This window comes from Desulfobulbus rhabdoformis (assembly GCF_016919065.1).
In the GTDB taxonomy this organism is placed as follows: Bacteria; Desulfobacterota; Desulfobulbia; order Desulfobulbales; family Desulfobulbaceae; genus Desulfobulbus; species Desulfobulbus rhabdoformis.
On record NZ_JAFFQA010000013.1, the window covers coordinates 59,081 to 85,724 of the forward strand.

Here is a 26,644-nt window from a genome sequence, read left to right on the forward strand (position 1 = left end):
CATTTCGAGGCCGCTCATGAAGAAATTCCCCACTTTTTATCGTTATCTCGTGTGTGCACTGCTTGCCGCAGGCGTTCAATGTTCTGTTGCTCATGCAGAAATTTACACGATTTCTGTTTCAGATGGGGCTTCGGGAACCACCGTAGCTGAAGGCACCACCTCGCAGGTGGTGACCGTTACTATTTCTCCAGCCGTTATAGCTGGGGATGAGGTCCAGATTTCGTATAAGACAATAGATTCAACAGCAAGAGCAGCCAATGGCGACTATACTGAAATAACCAATGGCAGTCTTACATTTGGTTCGGCTCATGCCAGTGCTCAAGAGATTGATCTGACCACACATGCAGACGGTCTTGTTGAAAACGATGAAAAATTGACAATCAGTGTCTTCAACCCGGTCATTACGTCAGGAACCAGTACCGTTTCTCTGGGGACAGGCGGAGATACAGATATAACAGTGACCAGTAATGACACGGCTGAGGTGACCCTCAATGGCGTCACCACCAGTGGCAATGAAGGGGCTACGCTTTCTTATGAAGTAACACTTAGCTCTCCAGTGGATTCCGATGTAACAGTAAGCTACTCGTTTGCAGGGAGTGGATCAGAAAGCGCTGAAGTGGCTGATCTTCCCAGTGGTGGTTCGGTAATCATTCCTGCCCATATGACAAGCTACCAGATTCCTGTCGTTCTTCCCGATGACGCTATCGTTGAGACATCAGAAGAATTTACAATGCAACTCGATTCTGTCAATTCGACAACATCGGGTGTTTCTCTTGGCAGTCCCCTGAGTGCTACCGGTACTATTCAGGACAACGACACTACTGTTCTTTCCGTTGGTGATGAAAGCGTTGCTGAAGATGGTACAAAACTCGTTTTTTCTGTTACGTCAACCCTTCCGGTCGAATCCCCTGCTAGTGTATCGTTTACGTATGCGACGATGAACGGCACGGCTGTGTCGGGAGATGATTATACCGGTATAGGCGGTACTGGAATAATCTCTGGTGGAATGGTTTGTCTTCTTGAAGTGCCCATCACTGATGACAATATCGTTGAAAAGGAGGAAACACTATCTCTACAACTAAGCAGCCCGAGTAGTAACGCAACCTTTTCCAATAATGTAGCTGTTGGCTCGATTACCGATAACGATTCAGCCGTGGTTGATCTTGTTGGTGTGACCACCAGCGCAGTGGAAGGATCAAACCTCGAATACCGTGTAGATCTGGACCATGAGGCATCCGAAGACGTCACCGTAACGTATACGATAGCAGGAAGCGGCAGTGATGTAGCTGAACCCTCTGATTATAGCAGCAGCGGGAGTGTGACCATAAGTGCAGGCACGCAGAGTGGTGCCCTGTTGATTGGGGTAGTTGACGATGCCATAGTTGAAAATAGCGAGGAACTGACGGTCACGCTGAATGGTGTGAGCAGTGGAGTCAGTGCAGTGAGTCTTGGAACGGGAATCTCCGCCGCTGGCACGCTTGTTGATAACGATGCCGCGGTGGTCGACCTTGTTGGAATGACCACCAGCGCAGTGGAAGGATCAAACCTCGAATACCGTGTAGATCTGGACCATGAGGCATCCGAAGACGTCACCGTAACGTATACGATAGCAGGAAGCGGCAGTGATGTAGCTGAACCCTCTGATTATAGCAGCAGCGGGAGTGTGACCATAAGTGCAGGCACGCAGAGTGGTGCCCTGTTGATTGGGGTAGTTGACGATGCCATAGTTGAAAATAGCGAGGAACTGACGGTCACGCTGAATGGCGTGAGCAGTGGAGTCAGTGCAGTGAGTCTTGGAACGGGAATCTCCGCCGCTGGCACGCTTGTTGATAACGATGCCGCGGTGGTCGACCTTGTTGGAATGACCACCAGCGCAGTGGAAGGATCAAACCTCGAATACCGTGTAGATCTGGACCATGAGGCATCCGAAGACGTCACCGTAACGTATACGATAGCAGGAAGCGGCAGTGATGTAGCTGAACCCTCTGATTATAGCAGCAGCGGGAGTGTGCTTATAAGTGCAGGCACGCAGAGTGGTGCCCTGTTGATTGGGGTAGTTGACGATGCCATAGTTGAAAATAGCGAGGAACTGACGGTCACGCTGAATGGCGTGAGCAGTGGAGTCAGTGCAGTGAGTCTTGGAACGGGAATCTCCGCCGCTGGCACGCTTGTTGATAACGATGCCGCGGTGGTCGACCTTGTCGGAGTGACTACCAGCGCGGTGGAAGGGGCGAGCCTTGAGTACCGTGTAGATCTGGACCATGAGGCATCCGAAGACGTCACCGTAACGTATACGATAGCAGGAAGCGGCAGTGATATAGCCGAGTCCTCCGATTATAACAGTAGCGGCAGTGTGGCCATAGCCGCGGGGGCTACGAGTGCCCCCCTGTTGGTTGGCGTAGTCGACGATGCCATAGTCGAAAACAGTGAAGAGCTGACGGTCACGCTGAATGGCGTGAGTAGTGGAGTCAGTGCAGTGAGTCTTGGCACCGCACTCTCTGCCACTGGCACGATTATCGATAACGATGCCGCCGTAGTCGACCTTGTAGGAGTGACCACCAGTGCGGTGGAAGGATCGAACCTTGAGTACCGTGTAGATCTGGACTACGAGACCTCGGAAGACGTCACCGTAACGTATACGATAGCGGGCAGCGGCAGTGATATAGCCGAACCCTCTGATTATAGCAGCAGCGGGAGTGTGCTCATAAGTGCGGGCACGCAGAGTGGCACCCTGTTGATTGGGGTAGTTGATGATGCCATAGTCGAAAACAGTGAAGAGCTGACGGTCACGCTGAATGGCGTGAGTAGTGGAGTCAGTGCAGTGAGTCTTGGCACCGCACTCTCTGCCACTGGCACGATTATCGATAACGATGCCGCCGTAGTCGACCTTGTAGGAGTGACCACCAGTGCGGTGGAAGGATCGAACCTTGAGTACCGTGTAGATCTGGACTACGAGACCTCGGAAGACGTCACCGTAACGTATACGATAGCGGGCAGCGGCAGTGATATAGCCGAGTCCTCCGATTATAACAGTAGCGGCAGTGTGACCATAGCCGCGGGGGCTACGAGTGCCCCCCTGTTGATTGGGGTAGTCGACGATGCTATAGTTGAAAATAGCGAGGAACTGACGGTCACGCTGAATGGCGTGAGCAGTGGAGTCAGTGCAGTGAGCCTTGGCACGGGAATCTCCGCCACTGGCATGCTTGTGGATAACGATTCGGCAGAAGTTGCTCTCTTCCTCGTTCATGGGAGTGAGGTGGAGGGGAGTGGAGCCGACCTCGAATATCGAATTGATTTAAGCCATGAGGTGTCTGAAGATATTATCGTTACGTATACCATAGCAGGGTATGGCGCCGATGGGGCAGAGCCAGCGGATTATATAAGTAATGGAAGTGTGACCATAAGTGCTGGAGATTTGAGTGCACCTCTGGTCGTCGCTGTAGTTGATGATCCTATCGCTGAGAATACTGAAGGGCTTGTCGTTAAATTAAGTGGAGTAGTTAGCGGACTACCCGTGAATCTTGGCACTTCTATCGGTGCTTACGGTTCAATTGGGGATAACGACTCCTCCGAAGTCACGTTGACCGGTGTCAGTACCAGTGATGTTGAAGGAGCACTCCTGCAATATCAAGTTGTTCTTACCAACGAAGTGTCTGAAGATGTCGTCTTGAATTTTACTCTAGATGGTAGTGGTGCGGATGAAGCCGAGGCAAGTGATTATATAGGGATTAGCAGTGTGACCATCAGCGCAGGTTCCATGAGTAAGTCCTTTCCTGTCAGTCTTGTCCCTGATGCGATTGTTGAGAATACGGAGGAGTTTACAGTAAGGCTTAGCAGTATGAACCCGGTTGGCCCCGCGGTTAGCATTGGGGCAGCGGACTCGGCGGTAGGGACCATTTTGGATGATGATATCGCCGAATTGTCAATAAACGATGTCATCGTCTATGAGGCTGATGGAACCGCCGTCTTTACAGTGAGCTCGGCGAAAGTTGTCTCTCCTACAGCAACGGTTACCTTTGATTACCAGACATCAGATGGTACGGCGACTGCTGGTACCGATTATACCGCGACAATGGGAACGACAGGCATTCATGATGGAAGTTCTATAACCATTACTGTACCTATTCTTGCAGACAACGACACGGTAGAGGCGAACGAAACCTATAATCTGGAGCTCTTGAATCTCTCTGGAGTTCACGCAAGTTTTGTCAAAGACATCGGCGTTGGCACGATTCTGAACGATGATTTTCTCATTACTTTTACTGAGGTCTCGCCCTTTGGCACACTGGTGGAAACAACAAGTCTTGGTGTGATTCCAAGTTCTGGTGATACAAATGCCTTTGTGTACCCCCTCAACAGCAGCCCTGAGTTTCTCGTCACCTCAGCGAATCCCTGTCCGAATGGGTTACCTCATAACGGTAAGGTGCATAGAATTTCCGATGTCCTGATTGACGGAGTCACCGAAGCAGGGGCACCGTTGCAGACAACATATCCCTTTACGATTGCCAATATAACAACAGATCACACGATTGAAGCCCTTTTCACTTCACTGGTGGATTTTACAGTCAATCCCAACGGTCATGTTGAAACGGCCTCGGGAAACGTCCTCGCGGGAACGCCGGATTCGATCGCGATAAAAAGTGGGGGCAGCCTTGAAGTTAAAGCCGTTCCTGATACTGGTTTTCACATATCTCAAGTTTTGGTTGATGGGGTGAATGTCGGTACTCCAGAGACCTATTTATTTGAAAATTGGGTTGATGCCGACGCGACTTATGAAGTGTCCTTTGCGCTTAACTCTTTTGTCCTCAAACCAGTATCAACCTACGAGACAATTTTTAACGACGCTGCGGAGAGTATAGTCGCAACCGAAAAGACAGTTGGTCACGGCCAAAATGGTTCGTTTTATGTCAATCTCAATGATTCTTCCTATGCGATACATGGTGTCTTGGTTGATAATATTTCCTACCCCGTGCCAGCATCGGGAGTGACGGTCAACTATACCGGCTTCAGCTTTATCAACGTTGGAGATGACTACCTTGAAGTCAGGTTTGTCAGCGTGAATGCGAACCACCGCCTGGAAGTGCAGGATTATGACACCAGTCCTATTTCCAATACGCCGCTTGATGCCAAGCTTCGGCCTAAACCTGCATCTCTCATGTTTATACTGGATGATTCAGGCAGTATGGACTGGGAGGTCATCACCGCTGGAAGTAATGGCCTATTTAATGGAGATTACTACGTTTATTCTTATCCCAGTACCGATAGGGCCCGGGTGTATTCCAATAACAGTCTTGAGTATCACAATGATCACGATGAGTGGCGGTCTCAGTTTTTTGGTGTGAATAAGATGTTCTATAACCCGACTGTCAACTATGTTCCCTGGCCGACCTTTACCGGTTCGCCAACCTCTCAACTCCCTGCTGTTGCCAGTGATGGCCTGGCTCATGCCAATATCTACAGGCCGCGCTTACATCCTTGGCACAGTCAGGATTGTACGGATGCAATCAATCTGGCCAACGGGGTGGCATCCGCAAACCTGAACAATTGCGATAACTCCACCCAGGATACCCATACCTTCCCCATGGATGATGTCTTCCTTGAATATGAGGACAATAGTAACGCAATCATTGTTGATAACACGGATAGCGGATTTTCTGGAAATGGAGACTGGGGATCGGCGACTAATGGGGATATGTATGGTTCCAACTATTATTACACCAAAAATGATGGTCAGCCCCATTCTGCTAGCTGGACCTTTACCCCTACTCTGACCCAAACCTATGAACTATTTGTTCGCTGGGTAGACACTGACGCCAGAGAGCATATTCCATATTATATCCATTCAACTAATTTTACTGGCTTAGCTGATACGCTCAATCAGAAGTACAGTGGAGGTCAGTGGAACAGTCTCGGAGATTTTGATTTCATAGCAGGTGAGTCTGTCGTTGTTGAGCTTGTTGATAACTATATTCATAGATCTTCAAGTTGTGCTGATGCTGTTAAAATCGTCCCTGAAGGTGATGGTATACGAATAATTAATGCTCATTATTTTACCTGGGATGATGCTGATAGTGACGGTGAGGTGAGCTACACAGACAGTGATGCAGATGGTCAATTGGATCAATCTGAGACTATATCAGAAGATATTTACCTGGTAAATTTGACGAATCCTATCGAATATTACAAGGTGTTGAACAATGCGCAACCTGTGAGTAGCAGTAACTTACAAATGGTGCCGGCTGCCTCTTTACCCTCTACAGTACAAACTTATGCCAGTCCAACAGCTGCAGATGCCTGGGAGTTGGAGCGACAAAACTGGGCGGACTGGTTCTCCTATTATCGAAAACGTACTCTAGCCGCCACGGGTGCCGTTGCCCATGTAATCGATCAGATGGAGGATGTTGAAGTCGGGATTCGCACAATCAATTACTCCAGCTCGTATGGTATCAGTCAGTCGGTACTGCCGGTTAATGTTGCTGGTGAGGTTGATCAGACAAACGTGCTGCTGGAAAAATTGTATAGTTTTCAGGTTGACAGTTACGGGACTCCTCTGAGAAGAGGGTTAGAATCTGTCGGCAAGTACTATGACGACACCGACTCTGACAATGGAGGGATCGGCACTTCACCATTTCATGCTCAAGAAGATGGTGATGAGTGCAAGCAGGTCTTTGCCGTTCTCATGACAGATGGCTACTGGAATGGTTCCAGCCCAAGTGTGGGCAATGCTGATGGCGATAATGGAATCCCCTATGCGGATAGCTATTACCCAACGCTAGCGGATGTGGCGATGCATTATTTCGAGAAAGATCTGTCGAGTATGGATGATCTCGTGCCCGATGGTATTTTCAACCATCAGCATATGATAACCTACACCGTTTCTTTTGGTGTGTATGGTACACTTAATCCCGCAGATTTTGATCTCATTAAAGGGCCGTATCCCACCTGGCCTAACCCAGGGTGGGGGGATCGTCAGAAGATTGATGATATGTGGCATGCGGCAGTGAATGGTCGTGGTAAATATATGAGCGCATCCAGGCCTGATGAGTTGGTCGATTCACTGCTCGAGATTATGAATGATATCGGTTCTCGGGTGGGGTCAGGTGCCTCGGTCTCAGTGAATGGCGATGAAATGTATGAATCTATCAGTGGCCAGACACGTATGTTCCAGACCACGTACAGTAGTGGTGGTTGGTATGGGGATGTTAAATCCTACAAAGTGGACACAACCACCGGCGAGGTCGTATCCAGTTCCCCGGTCTGGTCCGCAGAAGATCAACTGGCCACTAAACTAACAGCAACTGGTGCCGGTCATGTAAACAGGGTTATTGCGACCTATTCCGGTGCAGCTGGAACTCCGTTTAGGTGGGGTAATTTGACAACCCTGCAGCAGGATCAGCTCTTCCCGTATTTCATAGCATCCACCTCCACCTCATTGACCGGAGAAAATGTGGTCGATTACCTGCGTGGTGACAAAACCTCTGAGACAACAAGCGTCAATGGTGAGTTTCGGGCAAGGGATGCGGGCCACCCCATAGGTGATGTCATCAACTCGCTTGCTCGATTTGAAGATGATGTGTTGTATGTGGGGGCCAATGACGGAATGCTGCATGCCTTTTTGGCGACGGACACCGGTCTTGGAGAAGAAATTTTTGCCTATGTGCCCAACCTTGTTTTTGCTGGCCTGCGAGAGCTGGCTGATCCTGCATACGAGCATTTCTTTTATGTGGATAGTACACCTGATACTCAGAAAATGAGGAACAAAACCTATCTTGTGGCAGGATTGGGTAAAGGTGGCAAGGGCTATTACTGCTTGGATATAACAGGTGTCCTAACCACCGGTACCATCAGGACTTCAACCGTAACAACTGAAACTGATTTGGCCTCAAGGGTGAAATGGGAATATCCAGCAGTACCTGCAACCCTCCTGTCTGGTACGACCTTTACCTTTTCAAACGGTACAGGCTCCGGTGGCAACGATATAATAGCCGATAGTGCCAGTGGTTTTAGCTCGACTCTTTTTAGTGTGGGGCAAACTATTTCCATCGTTGGAGCAAATTATGCCGATGGCCTGAACTGTGGGACCAATGATGGTGAGTATATAATTAAGTACGTGGATCCAGCCGGGGGCTATATCGAAATTGAGGCAGACAGTCTCATTACCGGGTATGGAAATGGTAAGGTTGTAACGATCACGCAGGCGATGAGTGATCCCCATCTTGGTTACTCATTTAGTAAGGCGTATTTCGTTAGAACCAATGATACGACTATTGGCAGTGGTGATTTGCGGGGATGGGCCATAATTTTCGGTAACGGATACGGTTCAGAAAAAGGGACCGCCAGTCTGTATATCGTGAACCCGGAAACGGGAGCGATTATTAAGCGTATTGAGACAGGTGTTGGTCCCTTCAATGGTCTGTCAACGCCCACCGCCACTGATGTTAATAATGACCTTAAGGCAGATTATGTGTACGCCGGTGATCTCCTGGGCAATATGTGGAAATTCGATCTGACGTCGTCTGATTCCAGCCAATGGCAGGTCGCATACTGTGAGGGAGGAAGTTCTACTGACCACTGTAGGGATACGGTGTCAGGTATGATTCCCAAGCCACTCTTTGCAGGATTGACTAATCAGCCAATTACAGGTGCACCTGATATCAAGCGCCATCAGAGCAGGCAGGGGTACATGGTCATCTTTGGCACAGGCAAATATATAGGTGAACCGGATCTTTCCACCATTTATCCGCAGGCCTTGTATGGCATTTGGGACTGGGCTCCAGACTCGCTGGATACGGGGTATAACGGTGTCCGTATTGATGTAGGTGCTTCAGTACCAAAGACGGCAACCTTGTCTAATTGGCCCGAAACGGATGCGCTTGGGAACGAGACGCATACGCTGCTGCGACAAACGGTTCTCACGGAAGGGGCCCTCGATACGGATGGCGATGGTGTGGCGGATAGTTCAGAATATTATCGCGTTATTTCCAATAATCTGGGGAATTGGGCGTTTGACAAGACCAATGCCTTGCCGGCCACCCATAGGTTTTACAATAAAGATATCAATGAAGACGGAAGTATAAATGATGAGGATCTTATTCCAACTGCAAACGTTGGGTGGGTGTTCGATCTGCCTGGTATATTTGATTTACTCGGTGATGGCGTTGATAACGATAAGGATGGCAGTACCGATGAGTCCGGTGAGCGAATTCTTGGCGAACGGGTGGTGAACGACACGCTGATTCGAGACGGAAGGTCGATTATGGTGAGCTTTGGCGTCACCGGGACTCGTTGTAATGCAGGTGCGTATTCTTTTCTTAATGAGCGAGATGCCAACACAGGGGGGATGACCGCATATTCCATATATGACCTGAACGGTGACGGAGAAATCGATGCCGATGATGGTGTAGAATTGCAGGTTAGTTATGATGTCGACGGTGATGGTGATGTCGACGCTGACGATGTTATTACCGCATATCCCTCCGATATCGCCTACGATGGACGCTTGTATAACCCGGCGATTCTTCGGGAAAGTGATGATGCTGACAGAGATCCGGAAGAAAAGAAATATTTCAGCACCTCCCAAAAGAAGATTATCGAGCTAGATGAAAGAGGAGAGCGCCGTGGATTTACCTACTGGCAGCAGGTTGAATAGAGCTGGCAAAATTTTCCATGAGGGGGATGTATGACAGGAGCTTTGAGCCGTTTGTTACTGGTCGCACTCGTTTTCTTGCAAGTATCTGTGTTTCTATCTGAGAAAGTGCATGCTCAGGAGGAAAAAGGGGAGGAGGCCTCGGCCCGAATCTACAATATGTCTCGAGGGTGGGTTGATTCGATAGATAAGAACGCTGTGGTCATAGACGATATGGTGACACCGGTCTCTAAGGTAGAGTTTTTTGATTCAAAGGGGTATTTGAAAAATATTTCCTTACTCAAACAAGGAGAGTATGTCGCTTTTGAGTGGTCTGATACACTCCTGCGCATCTATCAGCTTGAAATGGAGGGTGAACGTCCAGAATCAAGCGTCAAGCGCGATGAGCAAGTTCCGCCGGTGACAGACCCTGGGAAAACAGTCATTCGTCAAGTGGATGGCGTGTGGAAAAATTAGAAGGACATTTGCTGTGCTACGGTACAAACTTGATTCGTATAATTTTTGTGTAAATTTCGAGTTTGCTGGGCATCATTCTTCCCTGAGTCCGTAAGCTTTCAGTTGTTGTCACGGATTCAGGGGACAATTAACAGCCGTTATGTTTTGGGTTTCAGCCCGGACATAACGGCTTTTTTTTTGAGTGCCTGATTCGATAGCATGGGGCCTGAATTGAATTTCCAGTTCATTAATTTGTCATTTTTTTTGATTTTTCATTACAAATATGTTTTATGGGCAGGTGGGGGAGGAGGAGGCTGGCCTTTCCTTTTTGATGTAAATGCTGTGAGATCGGACTGATGGGTGTTTTGGGTTTAGTTGGCATGAGAATTGATAAATCTTGGGTTCAGTGGTTGCAAAAATGTAGAACTTTCTGTCAAATTGGTAAGGCAAGGGGGAGTGGGGCATGATAAGTAACACTTTATAGGCATGGCTGTTTAGTGCCGATGGCAATGCGAGAATTGTGTTCACCGCGTTTGTTGAATTCTGTGAGCCGTGCTGGTGCGAGGCAAGGGGGATGTGGTGAATGGGGAGGATTTTCCGAAATAAGGAGCCATAAATGAAATTTGTAAGTGCGATAATTAAGCCGTTTAAGCTTAATGAGGTTAGAGAGGCGTTAACTGCGCTTGGGGTTAAAGGTGTGACCGTCACGGAGGTGAAGGGGTTTGGGCGCCAGAAGGGGCACACAGAGATGTATCGTGGTGCTGAGTATGTTATCGAGTTTTTGCCTAAACTGAAAATTGAAGTCGCTATTGACGATGATCGTGTCGATGAAGTCGTCGAGGGGATAAAGAAGGCGGCAAATACGGGCAAGATTGGTGATGGTAAAATTTTTGTCTTTGATCTGGAGCATGTGATGCGCATTCGCACGGGCGAGGCTGGCCCGGAAGCGCTTTAATTGGGAGGATTACGGTGAAAAATAAATGTACTCTGGTATTTCTTCTTGTTCTGCTTGGGCTGGCTTTTGCGGTACCGGCCTTTGCTGCTGATCCGGTTCCGGCAAAAGGTGATACCGCCTGGATGATTGTGGCGACTTTGCTGGTCACCTTGATGACGATCCCCGGGTTGGCTCTTTTTTATGGTGGGTTGGTTCGCTCTAAAAATATGCTTTCTGTTCTTATGCAGGTGTTTACTGTTTTTTGCCTGTGCGTCGTTTTGTGGGTACTCTATGGGTATTCCGTTGCCTTTACAGAGGGAAATGCATTTTTTGGGGGATTTTCCAAGATCCTCTTGAAGGGTGTTGGGGTGGAATCTGTTGCAGGTACCTTTAGCAAGGGGGTTGTTATTCCCGAACTGATCTATGTCTTTTTTCAGGCCACCTTTGCCGCTATTACCCCCGCACTGATTGTTGGTGCATTTGCTGAACGCATGAAATTCTCAGCGGTTCTTGCCTTTATTGTTCTTTGGTTCTCGTTTGCCTATCTCCCGGTTGCGCATATGGTATGGTTCTGGGCTGGGCCTGATGCATATACCAGCGCTGCTGCAGCAGAAAAAATGAATGCAACTGCTGGTTTTCTCTTTCAGAAGGGGGCTATCGATTTTGCCGGTGGTACAGTTGTTCACATTAACGCTGCCATTGCCGGTTTGATAGGCGCGTACATGGTTGGTAAACGTGTGGGGTATGGTCGCGAATCCATGGCGCCGCACAGTTTGACCATGACCATGATTGGCGCATGTCTCCTCTGGGTTGGCTGGTTTGGTTTTAACGCTGGCTCCAACCTGGAATCAACCGGGCTTGCCTGTCTTGCTTTTGGTAACACCATGTTGGCGACAGCGGCAGCGGCGCTTTCCTGGACTTTCACCGAGTGGATGTTGAAAGGGAAACCCTCCATGCTGGGCGCGGCATCCGGAGCGGTAGCCGGGCTTGTTGCCGTAACCCCTGCCTGTGGTTGGGTTGGCATTGGTGGCGCCCTTGTCATTGGCCTGGCAGCTGGTGTTGTTTGTCTGTGGGGCGTCAATGGGCTGAAACGGATGCTTGGCGCCGATGATGCGCTTGATGTTTTTGGTGTCCATGGTGTTGGCGGTATTCTTGGCGCGCTGTTGACTGGCATTTTTGCTGATCCCAAACTCGGCGGTGTTGGAATTTGGGATTACGTTACCGATTCTGTCGCTGAATATTCAATTTCCGGTCAGATGATGAGTCAGATTTGGGGAATTGGCACCACTATTATTTGGTCTGCAGTGGTCTCGATAGTTGCCTATAAATTGGTCGATATGACCATTGGTTTGCGAGTCACTGAAGAAGAAGAGAGGGAAGGGTTGGATACGATCAGTCACGGCGAGTCTGCCTATAATAGCTGATACATAGCTGATACGTTAATCTGACTCTGCGTTTGGAGTGTTGGGCCTTTGGGGTGTTCCTCAGAGGCCCTTTTTTATGTCCTGAATCCGTGACGGCAGGTGTACGTTGAACAACGTATTCTGGTAATAAGTCTTTAACAAATTCATGTATTGTCCAGCTTTACCCGCCGCCCTTTGGGGCCTTCATTAGCACGTTACCTCTATGGCCATACAACATGCCGCTAAAGTGAAATTTAAACTACATGTCACATGCAATAAAACTGACGCACGGATGAACGCTCGCGGGTTCAGGTGTACACGTAATCCGTGATGGTCGGGTTGGGGGAAGCTTTGTCTGGATGTTGAGGGGGTATTGAGGGGGCTTCAATTTTGTCGAGAAAGAACAAATATGTCCATTTCCCGGGATTTATTTTGCTGGCTGTATCCGGTTGGCGACAGGTTGAGAGAGGGGGGATTGTTGATTTTGAAGTGGAAGGTTGGTCTATCTTCCTGTTTTGATGGATAAAAAATGTAATTATTAAGAATACTTCAAAAATGTAATAATAAATTATAAATGGTTGCAAAATTGAGTGTATAATTTCAAATTTTACGGACTGCTTGTAATTGCTTGAAACAGCTTTTATCGTAACTAACTAGAATTATAGTGTTTTGTTCGATTGGGTAAATGTTGGCACGCGGAATGCTCTATAAGGCCATTGTCTATGAGTGTTGTCTACGTGCTCTGCACATAATGAATCTGGAGGAAGAAAGATGAAAAAAGTTGAGGCAGTTATCAAGCCGTTCAAGCTTGAAGCTCTCAAGGAGGGCTTGGCGGACTTGGGTATCACTGGCATGACAGTCAGTGAGGTTAAAGGGTTTGGTCGGCAGAAAGGACACACGGAAATTTACCGTGGTGCAGAGTATGTTGTCGAGTTTATCCCTAAAATTAAAGTTGAAATCGTCATTTCCGCAGACCTTGTAGATCAGGTCGTGACTAAGATTATGGAAAGTGTGAAAACCGGCAAGATTGGGGATGGGAAAATTTTCGTTACATCCGTTGACAACATCTATCGTATTCGCACCGGCGAGATTGATAAAGAAGCCATTTGATTATCTTGTACAGAGTTTAAATAATATTGGGGGTAGATCAATGAAAATGAGAAGTGCAATTATTGCGTTACTGGTGCTTGCCTTGCCTGTGGTGGGCTTGGGGGCTGAAGAGGCTGCTCCGACAGTGGCTGGGAACAAAGCTGCGATTGATGGAGTGCAGACAAACTTAAATTATGTATGGACCCTGGTTGCCGCATGCCTCGTCTTTTTTATGCAGGCTGGTTTTGCCATGGTTGAGTCCGGTTTTACTCGCGCTAAAAGCGCTGTCAATATCATGATGAAAAACCTGATGGACTTTTCCATTGGTTCTCTGGCCTTCTGGGCAATTGGTTTTGGTATCATGTTCGGTGTCAATAAAACTGGTTGGTTCGGTACTTCAGACTTTTTCCTTTCTGGCTGGGGTGGCCCTGACTCAGACGCCTGGGTGCTTGCTTTCTGGATGTTCCAGGTCGTGTTTGCCGGTACTGCTGCGACCATTGTTTCGGGTGCCGTGGCTGAGCGGACAAAATTTACCGCGTATTTGATTTATTCTGTCACTATCTGTGCGTTCATCTATCCGGTCTTTGGTTCCTGGGCATGGGGTAGCCTGCTTAACGGTAGCGGTTGGTTAGAAGGTCTTGGTTTTATAGATTTTGCTGGTTCCACAGTTGTTCACTCTGTAGGTGGCTGGTGCGCACTTGCCGGTGCGATTGTTCTTGGGCCGCGTCTTGGTAAGTATGGCCCTAAGGGGGAGGTTCGCGCTATTCCCGGTCACAACATTCCCATGGCAGCTGCCGGTGTTTTTATCCTCTGGCTCGGTTGGTTTGGTTTTAACCCCGGCTCCACCACGACTGGCGACACCTCTATCGCTATGATTTTTGTCACCACTAACCTCTCTGCCGCCGCAGCTGCTGTTTCTGCAATGTTTACCTCCTGGGTAATGTTCAAAAAACCTGATGTAGGTATGAGTCTGAACGGTGCGCTTGCTGGTCTTGTCGGTATCACCGCTGGTTGTGCGAACGTTTCCCCCACCAGTGCAATTATTATCGGTTTGATTTCTGGTATTCTGGTTGTCCTCTCTGTTGTTGCCATCGATAGAATGCATGTCGATGATCCGGTTGGTGCTATCTCTGTTCATGGTGTTTGCGGTGCCTGGGGTACATTGGCAGCCGGGCTGTTTAACATGGAAGGTGTAACCGCTAAAATTATAGGTGTACAGCTTGCCGGTATAGGGGCTGCATTTGTCTGGGCCTTTGGCGTCTCCTTTATTCTCTTTAAGGTCATCGATTCTGTAATCGGAATGCGTGTTTCCGAGGAAGAGGAGATGATAGGTTTGGATATTTCCGAGCATGGTGCCCATGCATACAATGATTTTCAGACTCTGAATTAAATCATAGCATTCATTCTCTCGATTTTTTAAGGCCCTTGGCGTCTCATGCGCCGAGGGCTTTTTGTGTTGGGGTGCATGTGATTGTGGACGAAATCGTAGAACACGTTTTGCATTCCGATGGGAACTCGATTAAGATCTCTTATTTTGAATAAAAACCTGAGACCATCAAGAAGTGATGTCGGAGGAGATGTATGATTAATAAAGCTATTTTGATTGGTAATTTAGGGGCAGACCCGGAAATTCGTTACACGCAGAATGGGACGCCGGTCGCAACCTTTAGGATAGCCACCACAGAGAGAAGGAAGGGGCAGGATGGACAGGTGCAGGAGATGACCGAGTGGCACCGGATTGTTGCCTGGCAACGGCTTGCTGAAATCTGTGGGGAATATCTTTCTAAGGGCTCCAAGGTATATATAGAAGGTCGGATTCAAACTAGAAAATGGACCGATCAGTCGGGTGTGGAGCGCTATACCACTGAAATTAATGCCCGTGAAATGAAAATGCTCTCGCCGCGGAACTCTCCCGGCGGCGGTGGTGAATATGGTGGTAGTGGCTCTGGGTATGGTGGAGATAGCCTGACTGAGCCTCCGCCTGTCGGTGATGATGTCCCATTCTAAGGCGTTTGGTTCTATGGCGAATAAAAAAAGCCCAACCTGTTAAAAAAGGTTGGGCTTTTTGCGTTATGAATCGCCCTGGCCTCGTATGCATCTCGATTATGCCAGGGGGAAAGAACTATTTTTTTGAGGTGCCGTTGCCGTTCATTTCGTTATGTACGTTGATGATGGCTTCGGTGAGTCGATGTTCCTCCTCGACTACTTGCAATTTATTTTCCACCTTTTCTTCGACATAGAGTTCCTGGGAGAGCCCTATGTAGAGCGCGTACACCGCAAGCAGTAGGACTATGGTAAAAGGTAAACCCGTCGTTATTGAGGCTGTTTGCAGGGTCGACAGTCCGCCACCTATCAGCAGGACAGCGGCAACGAGACCTTCCATCACCGCCCAGAATATCCGTTGAGGGATCGGTGAATCAAGTTTTCCACCCGAAGTCAGGTGGTCAACCACAAGGGATCCTGAATCTGAAGAGGTAATGAAAAAGATGGTGACCAGGACAATGCCTACGATGGAGAGGATGGATGTCAGGGGGAAATGTTTAAGCATCTCAAAAAGTGCTGTTGACACATCAGATTTCACTGCGGCGATAATGTCTGCTGTGCCGCTTCCCTGAAGAAACAGTGCAGATCCGCCAAAAACAGACATCCATATGAAAGAGAGCAGGGTGGGAATGATCATGACGCCAAGAATAAATTCACGGACAGTGCGCCCTTTGGAAATGCGAGCGATGAACATGCCGACAAATGGGGACCAGGAGATCCACCAGGCCCAGTAAAAAACTGTCCAGCTTCCCTGCCAGTTTGTCTCTCGGAAAGTTTCGGTCCATAAACTCAGCTGCGCAATATTTTCGAGATAAAAACCGAGGTTTTGGGTAAAGCCGCTCAGAATGTAGACTGTCGGGCCGGCAAAAAGGAGGAAAAGGAGGAACAGTCCGGCAAGCCCCATGTTCCATTCAGAGAGCCGTTTGACACCATTGTCAAGCCCGGCAACAACTGAGAGGGTGGCAAAGGCCGTGATAACGGCGATAAGAATGACCTGGGTTTCAGGGGTAATAGAGATGTTGAAGAGGTAGTTGAGTCCTGCGTTGACCTGTTTTACGCCAAGGCCCAATGAGGTCGCAAGGCCCATAAGTGTTGCCAGCACGGAGAGAACATCAATCAGATTGCCCCAGAACCCGTAAATTCTGTTGCCAAGGATCGGGTAAAAAATTGAACGGATTGTCAGCGGCAGGCCTCGGTTGTAAGAAAAAAAAGCCAGGCCAAGGGCGACAATTGAATAAATGGCCCAAGGGTGCAAGCCCCAGTGAAAATAAGTCACGCCCATAGCAGCCTGTGCCGCTTCAGGTGTGTGCGGGGCGATGCCGCTGAAAAGTGGAGAGGGCGAATCGTAATGATACATGGGTTCGCCAACACTCCAGAACATCAGGCCAATGCCCATCCCCGCACTCAGGAGCATGGCGTACCAGGCAGGGGTTGAGAATTCAGGTTTGGCGTTTTTGCCGCCGATGCAAATATGCCCGTATTTGCTTAGAGCGAAAAAGAGGGCGGCTGCTATAAAAATATTGGCAGAAAGGATGAAAAACCAGCCAAATTTAGAGGATATCCATCCTAACGCTCCGGAACAGAGTGTTGCGGCCTGCTCCTTGAACATCAACGTCAGAATGATAAATACGGTAAGGGTGAGGACTGAGACGATAGTGACTTGCGGGTGGATGTCAAAACCAAGTGCTGTCCAGTTATTCTCGCCGGGCTCTTGTTTTCCGGCTTCGTCAAAGAAAGAGGAGGTCGGGCGAATTTGAAGGCCACGAAAGTTTTCTCGTTCTTTTATGGCTTTTGCTCTGGCTGCCTTTTCAGCCTTTCTTAATTTTTCAGCAAGTTTTCCTTTAGATGTCGATGTTGATCGTGGAGCTTGCGGATCCACTGATTACCTCCCTGTTTGTGTTTGTTTCATACATGAAATTTTGCCTAACCTAACATATTGTGCCTATTTTATCAACCTGGCTCAATGGTCCGGAACGTTTGCCTGTGCACCTGTGTCTTGTTGAAAGGCTTGAGGAAGGGGAAAGGGGTGTCGCTTTATGATGACCAACAGATCAACTAAAGGGCATCTTGAATAATTGCTTTTTCTGCCAATCTCGGCGTCACGCGAAAAATTTTATCCTCGGAATATCTTGTATATGCCTGCGGTAAAATTGTTCGCAATCCTTGATCTTGATTGAAAAATCTAGTTATTCAAGACACCCTAAAGACTAGCCACGTTTTTTAGGGGGCTCGATTAAATCTCCACTTACCCAGAAGTAAGCGAGCTTGAGGGCTTTCTAATAGTAAACTTTGAGGTTAGGCGTTTACAAAACTCTCTCATGTTGTAGATAGGGGGGCGGAAGCCTGTTGGATATGCTTGGATGAATCGACTTGGTTCTGGTTTGTAGGCAGTTCTTTTTTTGCGCGAGTGAGTGATTTCTAAAAATGTGCAAAAGATAATCAGTCCTGAAAGATTTTTCTTTCAGGCTTTTTTTGTGCCCTTGCAGGGGGACTGATGCCGCGACCCTGCTATTCAAGTGGTGGTGGTGTACTGGATGGGTAATTGGGATGGCAGCTTTTTGTGAGTGTCAAATATTTACGTTGTATTGCTTTATGTGGAGTGTTGGCTATGTCTGTTTTTGAACAAGTGAGTGTGGTCCGTGAGGCAAACATCTACTTTGATGGGAAGGTTTCCAGTCGAGAGGTTCGCTTTGCCGATGGAACAAAAAAAACGTTGGGAATCATGTTGCCTGGGGAATATACCTTTTCCACTGGTGCGGCTGAGATTATGGAAATTCTTGCGGGGGAAATGATGGTTTTGCTCCCGGGGGAGACACAGTGGCAGAGCTTTTCGAAGGGGCAGACATTCAACGTGCCAGCGCGTTCCGAGTTTAATCTCAAGATAGCTGGAGTGGTTGATTATTGCTGCTCGTACCTTGAAGGGGAAGCAGGGTGAAGATGGGCAGGTCTGCTTCGGCTGATTGTTCCGTTCAGCAAATTTGATATGTGCAAAACTGTCGTGATGTGCCGGTTTGTGTCGGCTGGATGACATCTTTGGGGTATTGGTCAAACCAATCTTGTCCGTATCTTCTGCCTGGAATCAGTGAGGTAGAAAATGGGGATGAATGGGGAGATAATTTGCACATCATGAACATGTTGGTTTTATAGTGTTTAATTGTTTAAGAAATATCACGGGTTTGTCAAGAAACTATTTTGCTTGACAGATGATATCTCGACCGGTAATGAATAGCCGTTCATTATAGGTTCGTTATACGTAGAATAACCTCCTGTTCGCAGAAGGTTTCATCTGTAATTTCACGTTTAAGGAGAGACTGATCCATGGCAACAGAACTGGTACTTTCGGCAATGGCCTTGCTTGGCATTGCTATCGTGATCCCATTGTTCATGCTGGTAACCACCGTCTTCGGACCGCGTGCCGGAGGCACTGCGAAAAACGAAGCCTACGAGAGTGGTGTGAAGCGCATGATTGGATTAGCGGAGCAGAAATTCAGCGTTAAATACTACATGCTCGCTATCCTGTTTCTCCTATTCGATATAGAGGCGGTGTTCATGTATCCATGGGCCGTGAACGTCCGTGAGTTAGGCTGGTTCGGCTTCACGGAGATGTTCGTGTTCATGGTTCTTCTTCTTACTGGACTTTTTTATATTCTTAAGAAAGGGGTGCTCAATTGGCGTTAGGATTAGAAGCAAGTCTAGGTGATTCGGTACTGACCACCAAGCTCGACGCAGTTGTAAACTGGGGACGTCAGTACTCTCTGTGGCCGTTTGTTTTTGGTACAGCCTGCTGTGCGATTGAATTCATGAGTGCCGCGGCAAGTCAACTTGATATCTCCCGTTGGGGTGCAGAGGTTGTTCGTTTCTCTCCCCGGCAGGCAGATCTGTTACTTGTTTGCGGCACGATCAGTTACAAGCAGGCGCCAATTCTCAAACGAATTTATGAACAGATGCCCGAACCCAAATGGGTTGTAGCAATGGGCGCATGCGCCAGCTCCGGTGGTGTGTACGATAATTACTGTACTGTACAGGGGATCGATACCATTATTCCGGTGGACGTGTATATCTCAGGATGTCCTCCTCGGCCTGAAGCAGTTCTGGATGCATTGATGGATATTCAGGACAAAATCAAGGGTGAAAGTGTGATCAACGATCGCCACAAAGATTTTAAAGGGATTCTTGATTGATATGAATACGACGGCGCTAGAAACAATTCAGGCGGCGTTCCCTGGCGTACCATGCGATTCGACGGTTGAATCGGTGGTGCTCACGGTACAGCCTGACCAACTTGAACAAACACTTTCCAAGCTGAAAAACGATCCGGCCTTGAATTACGGGCTGTTGTTGGACGTGACTGTTGTTGATTATCTGGAATATCCGGATAAACAAGAGGCACGTTTTGCTGTTGTCTATGTTCTTCGCAACTGGGAAAGCAACCTTCTCCTTCACGTTCGCATACCTGTTGCTGATCCGGAAGCCGGTGTGCCCAGCGCAAGCAAATTCTGGGGCTCTGCCATCTGGGGTGAGCGCGAAGCCTATGATCAGTACGGTATTCAGTTTAACGGCCATCCTGATCTTCGTCGCATCCTGAATCATTGGCAGTTTGAGGGGCATCCGCTTCGCAAGGACTATCCCATTGAGAAGGGGCAGATCTGCTACGAGACCGATTCTCTTGAAAAAGAGATCAAGGCACGGCTGGCAGTGAACAAGGTCGATGAGACTGTCATGGAAGACATCAACACCGAGATCATGTATCTCAACCTTGGGCCTTCCCATCCCGCCACCCATGGTGCTATCCGTATCCTGACCGCTCTTGACGGTGAGACTATCCTCGCCAATGTCAACGAGATCGGCTACCTCCATCGCGGCTTTGAGAAAACCGCAGAGAATCGGACCTACAACCAGGTTATTCCTTTAACCGATCGCCTTAACTATTGTTCATCGCTGATGAACAACATTGCCTATGCCAAGGCGGTTGAGTCCTTTCTTGGGGTTGAGATCACCGAGCGCGCCAAGTTCATGCGCGTGATTCTCGGTGAATTCTACCGGATCCTGGATCATCTGGTCTGTCTCGCAGCCAACTTGGTTGATATGGGCGGTTTGACCAACTACTGGTATCTCTACAACCAGAAAGAGGCATCCTACGATTTCATTTCACGCCTCTGCGGTGCCCGTCTGACCAGTTCCTTTACCCGTATCGGCGGTATGTACCGCGATTTCTACGAGGGTTGGGAAGCAGAGATGGAAGCCCAACTCAAAGACATCGAGCAGGGTGTGAATGACTCGCTGGCTCTTGTTCTCAAGAACCGCATTGTCCATGACCGTACCCAGGGCGTTTGTGTGATGCCTGCTGACAAGGCCCTGTCGTATGGCTACACCGGCCCCTGTCTGCGCGCTTCCGGCGTTCCTTTTGATCTGCGCAAAGATAACCCGTATTACTACTACGAGACTTTTGACTTCACTATTCCTGTGGGATCTAAAGGCGACATCTATGATCGCATGATGATCCGCTATGAGGAGATGTTCCAATCCATCTCCATCATTCGCCAGGCCATGAAACAGATCCCCAAAGGACCTGTTACCGTTGATGATGGGCAGGTTGCCCTGCCGGCCAAAGATCAGGTCTACTCGAAGATCGAAGGTCTGGCAAATCACTTCAAGCTGGTCTTTGAAGGCGTTCAGGTTCCCAAGGGCGAGTGGTATGACTCTTATGAGGCTGCCAATGGCGAGCTTGGCTTTTACTTTGTTTCCGACGGCTCCGGCCAACCCTATAAGTGTAAGGTGCGTCCACCGTGCTTCTACATGATGGGTGGTTTCCATGAAATGGTTGAAGGAGAGATGATTGCCGATGCGGTCATCAATCTCGGTAGCATCAACATTATCGGCGGAGAGTTGGACAGATGAGCGATCGATCACAACTGATAGAAACGGGAAAACCGTTCGCTTTTGATGAACAACGAGATGCAGAGTTTGAGCGTCTGGCAACACGGTATCCCACACGGGATTCCTTGATTCTGCCCTCGCTGTGGTTGGTACAGGAGCAGGAAGGATGGATCAGTGCTGAGGCCATGGCATATATCGCCGATCGTATCGGCTGTTTTGCCACCCAGGTCTACGAGGCTGCCACCTTCTATACCATGTACAACCTGCAGCCCAAGGGTGAGTATCACATCTGTGTTTGCCGTACTCTCTCCTGTTACTTGTTGGGCAAACAGGAAATCGTCGATTACCTGCAGAGCGAGTTAGGGATTAAACCTGGCGAGGTCAGCACCGACGGCAAGTATAGCCTGGAAGAGGTTGAGTGTCTTGGGCACTGTGGTTCCGCTCCCGTGGTGCAGATTAATGGAGAGTTCTATGAGTACATGAATGTGGACAAACTCAAAGAACTCTTGGCCACGATGAATTAAGGAGAGCGAACGATATGCAAGTACAAGTACTGAGTGCCAGATTTGATATACCGGACGCCCACAAGATCGAGGTGGCCAAGGAAAACGGCGCTTACTCGACTTTGGAGAAGGTCTTCTCCATGCAGCCTGAAGAGGTCATCGAACTGGTCAAATCCAGTGGACTTCGTGGCCGTGGTGGTGCGGGCTTCCCCACAGGTTTGAAGTGGAGCTTTCTTCCTAAAGATATCGATAAACCGGTCTACCTGGCGGTCAACTCCGATGAGTCGGAGCCGGCAACCTTTAAAGATCGTTATATCCTCGTTAAAGATCCGCACATGCTGATCGAAGGCATCATCATCTGTTGTTATGCCATCAAAAGTAATGCTGCGTACATATATATCCGTGGTGAGTACACCACCCAGGTCAAAGCACTGCAGGCTGCAATCGATGAAGCCTACGAAGCCGGCTATCTGGGGGATACCATAAATGGCCGCGACTACAAGCTGGACATCACTGTTCATCGTGGAGCCGGAGCCTATGTCTGTGGTGAGGAGACCGCCTTGCTCGAGTCTATCGAGGGCAAGAAAGGTCAACCACGTTCGAAACCACCGTTTCCTGCCGTTGAAGGTTTGTACGGCTGCCCCACCATTATCAACAACGTTCAGAGTATCGCCTCTCTGCCTTTTATTCTCACCAACGGTGCCGATGCCTATAAGGCCTATGGCACCGAGAAGAGCCCGGGTACCCATCTCTTTGGTATCTCCGGTCTGGTGAATAAACCGGGCATGTATGAGCTGCCCCTTGGTCTGCCGATTCTTGAAGTCATCGAGAAGGTAGCCGGAGGCGTTCGTGACGGGCATAAACTCAAAGGGATTATTCCCGGTGGGAGTTCTACTCCGGTTATCCTTCCTGATGAGGCCGAGGATCTGACGCTTGATTATGAGTCCATGGCGGCCCACAAAACCATGTTCGGATCCGGTGGTATTGTTGTTTTAGATGACACCGTCGATATGGTCAAACTGGTGGAGAACCTTATCTACTTCTATCACCATGAGTCCTGCGGGCAGTGTACTCCTTGCCGTGAGGGTCTGGGCTGGATGCTCAAGATCGTCAAAAAGATAATTCGCGGTGAGGGAGAGGTTGCCGACATCGACCTGTTGCTTGAGTTGTGCGACAACATTGAAATGAAGACAGTGTGCGTACTTTCAGCGGCATGTACCATGTCGACACGCAGTTACTTGAATAAATTCCGGCATGAATTCGAGGCCTACGTCAACGGTGGAGCCTCCACTCAGACCGCGATGTAACGAGGATAAGGGTTACCATGGCTGATAAGGTAAAACTGTTTGTTAACGGACAGGAAGTAGAAGTTGAATCAGGCAAAAATCTGATCGACGCTATAGGTGCTGTCGGCATTGAGATTCCTCATCTTTGCTATCATCCGGCGCTTGGGGCAGATGGTAACTGCCGTATGTGTCTTGTTGGTATTGAGGATGGGCGTCCACCCATTGTTCCGGCATGTAAAACAAAAGCTGCCGAGGGCATGAAGGTGCTGCTCGATGCGGATCATATCAAAAAAATCCAGCACGATGTTATGGAGCTGGAATTGATCAACCATCCCATCGACTGCCCCATTTGTGACCAGGCAGGTGAATGTAAACTGCAAGATTACTACATGAAGTATGACGGTCAAAAGAGTCGTATGACCGTTAAACCGGTGATGAAAGCCAAGAAATTGGATTTTGGCGCCGGTGTTGTGCACGATCAGGAGCGCTGCATCCTCTGTGCACGTTGTGTTCGTTTCACCCGTCAGATTACCAAAACTGGCGAGCTCGGTATTGTTAACCGCACGGATTATGCTCGGGTTAATATCTTCCCCGGGCGTCCACTGGCTAACCGCTACGCGCTCAATGTGGTTGATCTCTGCCCGGTCGGTGCCATGACCTCCAGTGATTTCCGCTTTAAACAGAGAGCATGGTTCTTGACCAAGAGCCCAAGCATCTGTCAGGGCTGTAGCAAGGGCTGTAACATCTTTATCGATCACAACCGTGAAAAATATAAAGACGATGTGATTTATCGCTATCGTCCACGGCTCAATGAAAAGGTCAACGGCTACTTCATCTGTGATGAAGGCCGCATGACCTATAAGGCAGAAAATGACAATCGGTTGACCACCGGCATTGTAAGCGGCAAGGAAACCGGTTTGAGCGAGGCTGTTGAGGCAACCCGTCGCCTGATTTCTGAGGCCAAAAAGACGGTCTTCCTGGTCTCTCCTAATAATACGCTTGAGCAGATGTATGCTATCAAGGCCTTTGCCGCAGAGGCTGGTGCAGCACTTTCGGGATTTTCCGATGGCTACATTCAAGAAGGTGATGCTGATGGCTACCTGATTCAGGATGACAAATCAGCAAACCGCGCCTCCTTTGAACTGCTTGGCATTGAGGGCTCCAAAGACGGCTTTGATAAAGCGGTAGCCGATGCGGATCTGGTTATCAGCTTCAATAATGACCTGAGCAAATCGCTTGCCGAGGCAGATTTGAACGCTCTGCTTGAGAAAGCGCAGCTGGTTTATATTGGTACTTCACTGGGAACCTGCGCCTCCAAGGCTGCTGTGGCTCTGCCTATTGCTTCCTACAGCGAAGACTGCGGAAGCTTGATTAACATCGACCAGGTTCTGCAGCAGTTTGCTGTTGCTGTTGTTAAAAACGAACCTGCAGCTAATCTCATTGAGGTTGTTCAACAACTTGGTGGCTCGGTTGCTGGTGTGAAAGAGGCACGCGCTGGTCTGATGGAATCTGTTGCCGCTCTGAAAGACGTTAATCTGGAAGAGGTTCCTGAAGAGGGAATTGCATTAACCGATAACGAGGTCTCAAATGTCGCAGCTTGATATCTTACTCATAGTCTCTAGGGTCTGTTTCGGGGCCTTCGTACCTCTCTGTTTCATCGCAGTCTGTGTGTGGATGGAACGTAGAGGGGCTGCGTTTTTTCAGGATCGTTCGGGTCCCAACCGCGCTAACATCTGTGGTTTTCGCGCTGGTGGTCTGGTCCAGAACCTGGCTGACGCAGTCAAACTCATTACCAAGGAAGACATCATTCCAGGACATCTGAAACATAAGTTCTACTTTGTTTTAGCTCCCTGTATCGTTTTCTGTATTGCTATCGCTTCTTTTGCAGCGATTCCTTTTGCCGATGTTATGAAGATCGGTGGCAAGGAATATATCATGCAAACCATTCCAACCGATCTGGGAATCCTCTGGTTCCTGGCGCTAGCCGGTTTTGGTGTCTACGGCATCATCCTGGCTGGTTGGTCTTCTCATAACAAATACGGTGTACTGGGTGGGCTTCGTGCTGCGGCACAGGTTATCAGCTACGAAATCCCCATGGGACTGGCAATTGTCAGCGCTCTGATCGTCTACGGCACCGTCAACTTAACCGGTATTGCTCAGTTCCAGGGGCAGCTGCTTTTTGGCTTCATCCCCATGTGGGGCGTGGTCCTGCAGCCACTTGGCGCCATCATCTTTATCGTCGCCGCCTTTGCCGAGGCCAATCGTACACCTTTTGACCTGGCCGAGGGTGAGAGTGAGCTGGTTGCCGGTTTCCATGTTGAGTACTCCTCAATGAAATTCGGTATGTTCTTCATGGGTGAGTATGTGGCCATGTTCACCAACGCCGCTATCATCGTCACCCTCTACTTCGGTGGGTTCCAGATTCCCTGGCTTGCTACGGAAACGCTCGTTGCCTACGCTCGTCCGCTGACTGTGCTGATGATGCTCGCTGTTCCGGCTTGTGGTTGGATCTTTTGTCTCTGGATGAGCAAAAACAACCGCAGCCATTATGCGCACGAGAGTGATTATCGTGATCGCGAGGTCGCCGTCTATACGAAAATTGTTTGGGGTATCGTTGCAGCGATCGATATCATGCTCTTTGTGTATCTGATCGCCGCTTCCGGTGGAGACGCAGACCGCGTGCTGGTTATGTTCCTCCAGGTCTTCACCTTCCTGATCAAAACTACGATGATGTGTTTTGTCTATGTCTGGGTTCGTTGGACATTACCTCGTTTCCGCTATGATCAGCTGCAGAGGTTAGGCTGGCAAACACTCCTGCCGCTTTCGTTGCTGAATATTTTCATCACAAGTGCAGTAGTCGTTGCATTGAGTTAAGAGAGGATCTGGCATGAGTGGAAAAGTTAAAATAATGGAGCGTAGAGGCAAAGACCTCTACGAACGAGTTTATCTCATCGAGGTTTTTAAAGGGATGGCCACCACCTTTGGTCACTTCTTAAGAAACTTCCTGGATAACTCGAAGCTTTTGGTCAGGCACTATCCGGAGCAGAAACCTGAGATAACCGCCCGATGGAGAGGACGCCACCGTCTGACCAAACATGAAGATGGCAGCATGAAGTGCGTTGCCTGTTTCATGTGTCAGACGAACTGTCCTGCGAAATGTATCATGATTGAAGCTGGCGAGCGTACCGATGGTCGTACCGAAAAGATGCCTGTTCGCTTTGATATTGATCTGCTTGAGTGCATCTACTGCGGTTACTGTGTTGAAGCATGCCCCATGGATGCCATCCGTATGGATACAGGCATATTCTCAGTTACCGGGAATGAGCGGGAATCCTTTGTCATGAAACTGGAGGACCTGCTCGCTACACCAGGTGCATTCTCCGAAGAAGAGTATAAGAAAGGGGGCGCTTGATATCATGTTTGCCGAC

General features: G+C 48.8%; 17 protein-coding genes. 16 read left to right on the forward strand and 1 reads right to left on the reverse strand.

Going from position 1 to position 26,644, the window contains the following annotated elements:
- Positions 1-16: 16 nt before the first annotated feature.
- From JWJ90_RS09005 to JWJ90_RS09035, 7 genes are all read left to right on the forward strand, one after another.
- Positions 17-9,649, forward strand: a complete 9,633-nt coding sequence (locus JWJ90_RS09005; protein WP_205226888.1) for a PilC/PilY family type IV pilus protein — start codon at positions 17-19, stop codon at positions 9,647-9,649.
- Between the two features lie 30 nt (positions 9,650-9,679).
- Positions 9,680-10,102, forward strand: a complete 423-nt coding sequence (locus JWJ90_RS09010) for a hypothetical protein (RefSeq protein WP_205226889.1) — start codon at positions 9,680-9,682, stop codon at positions 10,100-10,102.
- Between the two features lie 595 nt (positions 10,103-10,697).
- A complete protein-coding gene (locus tag JWJ90_RS09015) occupies positions 10,698-11,036 on the forward strand; it encodes a P-II family nitrogen regulator (protein ID WP_205226890.1) in 339 nt (112 codons plus the stop codon).
- Positions 11,037-11,050: 14 nt separating this feature from the next.
- Entirely contained in the window at positions 11,051-12,439 is a 1,389-nt protein-coding gene (locus JWJ90_RS09020) for an ammonium transporter (protein ID WP_338032308.1), read from the forward strand.
- Positions 12,440-13,189: 750 nt separating this feature from the next.
- Positions 13,190-13,528: a P-II family nitrogen regulator gene (locus tag JWJ90_RS09025; RefSeq protein WP_205226891.1), complete on the forward strand. Its 339-nt coding sequence runs from the start codon at positions 13,190-13,192 to the stop codon at positions 13,526-13,528.
- A 40-nt stretch (positions 13,529-13,568) separates the two neighbouring features.
- On the forward strand, positions 13,569-14,897 hold the full coding sequence (locus JWJ90_RS09030) for an ammonium transporter (protein WP_275889086.1): 1,329 nt from the start codon (positions 13,569-13,571) through the stop codon (positions 14,895-14,897).
- Between the two features lie 191 nt (positions 14,898-15,088).
- Positions 15,089-15,514, forward strand: a complete 426-nt coding sequence (locus tag JWJ90_RS09035; RefSeq protein ID WP_205226892.1) for a single-stranded DNA-binding protein — start codon at positions 15,089-15,091, stop codon at positions 15,512-15,514.
- 115 nt (positions 15,515-15,629) lie between these two features.
- On the opposite strand, the gene JWJ90_RS09040 is transcribed toward JWJ90_RS09035, so the two are convergent.
- The gene (locus JWJ90_RS09040) at positions 15,630-17,429 is read right to left on the reverse strand and encodes a BCCT family transporter (protein ID WP_205226893.1); all 1,800 of its coding nucleotides are present in this window, start codon (positions 17,427-17,429) and stop codon (positions 15,630-15,632) included.
- Positions 17,430-18,158: 729 nt separating this feature from the next.
- On the opposite strand from JWJ90_RS09040, the gene ppnP reads away from it, so the two are divergent.
- The 9 genes from ppnP to JWJ90_RS09085 all read left to right on the forward strand — a co-directional run bounded on the left by ppnP (position 18,159) and on the right by JWJ90_RS09085 (position 26,628).
- Positions 18,159-18,485 (forward strand): pyrimidine/purine nucleoside phosphorylase, encoded by a 327-nt coding sequence (ppnP, locus tag JWJ90_RS09045; RefSeq protein ID WP_205226894.1) that lies wholly within the window; start codon positions 18,159-18,161, stop codon positions 18,483-18,485.
- Between the two features lie 383 nt (positions 18,486-18,868).
- Positions 18,869-19,228: an NADH-quinone oxidoreductase subunit A gene (locus tag JWJ90_RS09050; RefSeq protein ID WP_205226895.1), complete on the forward strand. Its 360-nt coding sequence runs from the start codon at positions 18,869-18,871 to the stop codon at positions 19,226-19,228.
- Positions 19,219-19,731 carry an NADH-quinone oxidoreductase subunit B gene (locus JWJ90_RS09055; RefSeq protein ID WP_205226896.1) on the forward strand — a complete coding sequence of 171 codons (513 nt, stop codon included), beginning with the start codon at positions 19,219-19,221 and terminating at the stop codon, positions 19,729-19,731. The genes JWJ90_RS09050 and JWJ90_RS09055 overlap by 10 nt, the downstream gene beginning before the upstream one ends.
- A 1-nt stretch (position 19,732) precedes the next feature.
- Entirely contained in the window at positions 19,733-21,448 is a 1,716-nt protein-coding gene (locus JWJ90_RS09060; protein ID WP_205226897.1) for an NADH-quinone oxidoreductase subunit D, read from the forward strand.
- A complete protein-coding gene (locus tag JWJ90_RS09065) occupies positions 21,445-21,951 on the forward strand; it encodes an NADH-quinone oxidoreductase subunit NuoE family protein (protein ID WP_205226898.1) in 507 nt (168 codons plus the stop codon). The genes JWJ90_RS09060 and JWJ90_RS09065 overlap by 4 nt, the downstream gene beginning before the upstream one ends.
- Before the next feature lie 14 nt (positions 21,952-21,965).
- Positions 21,966-23,237: an NADH-quinone oxidoreductase subunit NuoF gene (gene nuoF, locus JWJ90_RS09070; RefSeq protein WP_205226899.1), complete on the forward strand. Its 1,272-nt coding sequence runs from the start codon at positions 21,966-21,968 to the stop codon at positions 23,235-23,237.
- A 17-nt stretch (positions 23,238-23,254) separates the two neighbouring features.
- Positions 23,255-24,817, forward strand: a complete 1,563-nt coding sequence (locus tag JWJ90_RS09075; protein WP_205226900.1) for an NADH-quinone oxidoreductase subunit G — start codon at positions 23,255-23,257, stop codon at positions 24,815-24,817.
- Positions 24,804-26,090: a complex I subunit 1/NuoH family protein gene (locus JWJ90_RS09080; protein WP_205226901.1), complete on the forward strand. Its 1,287-nt coding sequence runs from the start codon at positions 24,804-24,806 to the stop codon at positions 26,088-26,090. Before JWJ90_RS09075 ends, JWJ90_RS09080 begins: the two co-directional genes overlap by 14 nt.
- 13 nt (positions 26,091-26,103) lie before the next feature.
- The gene (locus JWJ90_RS09085) at positions 26,104-26,628 is read left to right on the forward strand and encodes a NuoI/complex I 23 kDa subunit family protein (RefSeq protein ID WP_205226902.1); all 525 of its coding nucleotides are present in this window, start codon (positions 26,104-26,106) and stop codon (positions 26,626-26,628) included.
- The last annotated feature ends 16 nt before the right edge of the window (positions 26,629-26,644 follow it).

Excerpts from the sequence above, each read along its gene's own strand:
- JWJ90_RS09005 (WP_205226888.1), top strand. The coding sequence starts at position 17 with ATGAAGAAATTCCCCACTTTTTATCGTTATCTCGTGTGTGCACTGCTT.
- JWJ90_RS09010 (WP_205226889.1), top strand. The coding sequence starts at position 9,680 with ATGACAGGAGCTTTGAGCCGTTTGTTACTGGTCGCACTCGTTTTCTTG.
- JWJ90_RS09015 (WP_205226890.1), top strand. The coding sequence starts at position 10,698 with ATGAAATTTGTAAGTGCGATAATTAAGCCGTTTAAGCTTAATGAGGTT.
- JWJ90_RS09025 (WP_205226891.1), top strand. The coding sequence starts at position 13,190 with ATGAAAAAAGTTGAGGCAGTTATCAAGCCGTTCAAGCTTGAAGCTCTC.
- JWJ90_RS09030 (WP_275889086.1), top strand. The coding sequence starts at position 13,569 with ATGAAAATGAGAAGTGCAATTATTGCGTTACTGGTGCTTGCCTTGCCT.
- JWJ90_RS09035 (WP_205226892.1), top strand. The coding sequence starts at position 15,089 with ATGATTAATAAAGCTATTTTGATTGGTAATTTAGGGGCAGACCCGGAA.
- ppnP (WP_205226894.1), top strand. The coding sequence starts at position 18,159 with ATGTCTGTTTTTGAACAAGTGAGTGTGGTCCGTGAGGCAAACATCTAC.
- JWJ90_RS09050 (WP_205226895.1), top strand. The coding sequence starts at position 18,869 with ATGGCAACAGAACTGGTACTTTCGGCAATGGCCTTGCTTGGCATTGCT.
- JWJ90_RS09060 (WP_205226897.1), top strand. The coding sequence starts at position 19,733 with ATGAATACGACGGCGCTAGAAACAATTCAGGCGGCGTTCCCTGGCGTA.
- JWJ90_RS09065 (WP_205226898.1), top strand. The coding sequence starts at position 21,445 with ATGAGCGATCGATCACAACTGATAGAAACGGGAAAACCGTTCGCTTTT.
- nuoF (WP_205226899.1), top strand. The coding sequence starts at position 21,966 with ATGCAAGTACAAGTACTGAGTGCCAGATTTGATATACCGGACGCCCAC.
- JWJ90_RS09075 (WP_205226900.1), top strand. The coding sequence starts at position 23,255 with ATGGCTGATAAGGTAAAACTGTTTGTTAACGGACAGGAAGTAGAAGTT.
- JWJ90_RS09080 (WP_205226901.1), top strand. The coding sequence starts at position 24,804 with ATGTCGCAGCTTGATATCTTACTCATAGTCTCTAGGGTCTGTTTCGGG.
- JWJ90_RS09085 (WP_205226902.1), top strand. The coding sequence starts at position 26,104 with ATGAGTGGAAAAGTTAAAATAATGGAGCGTAGAGGCAAAGACCTCTAC.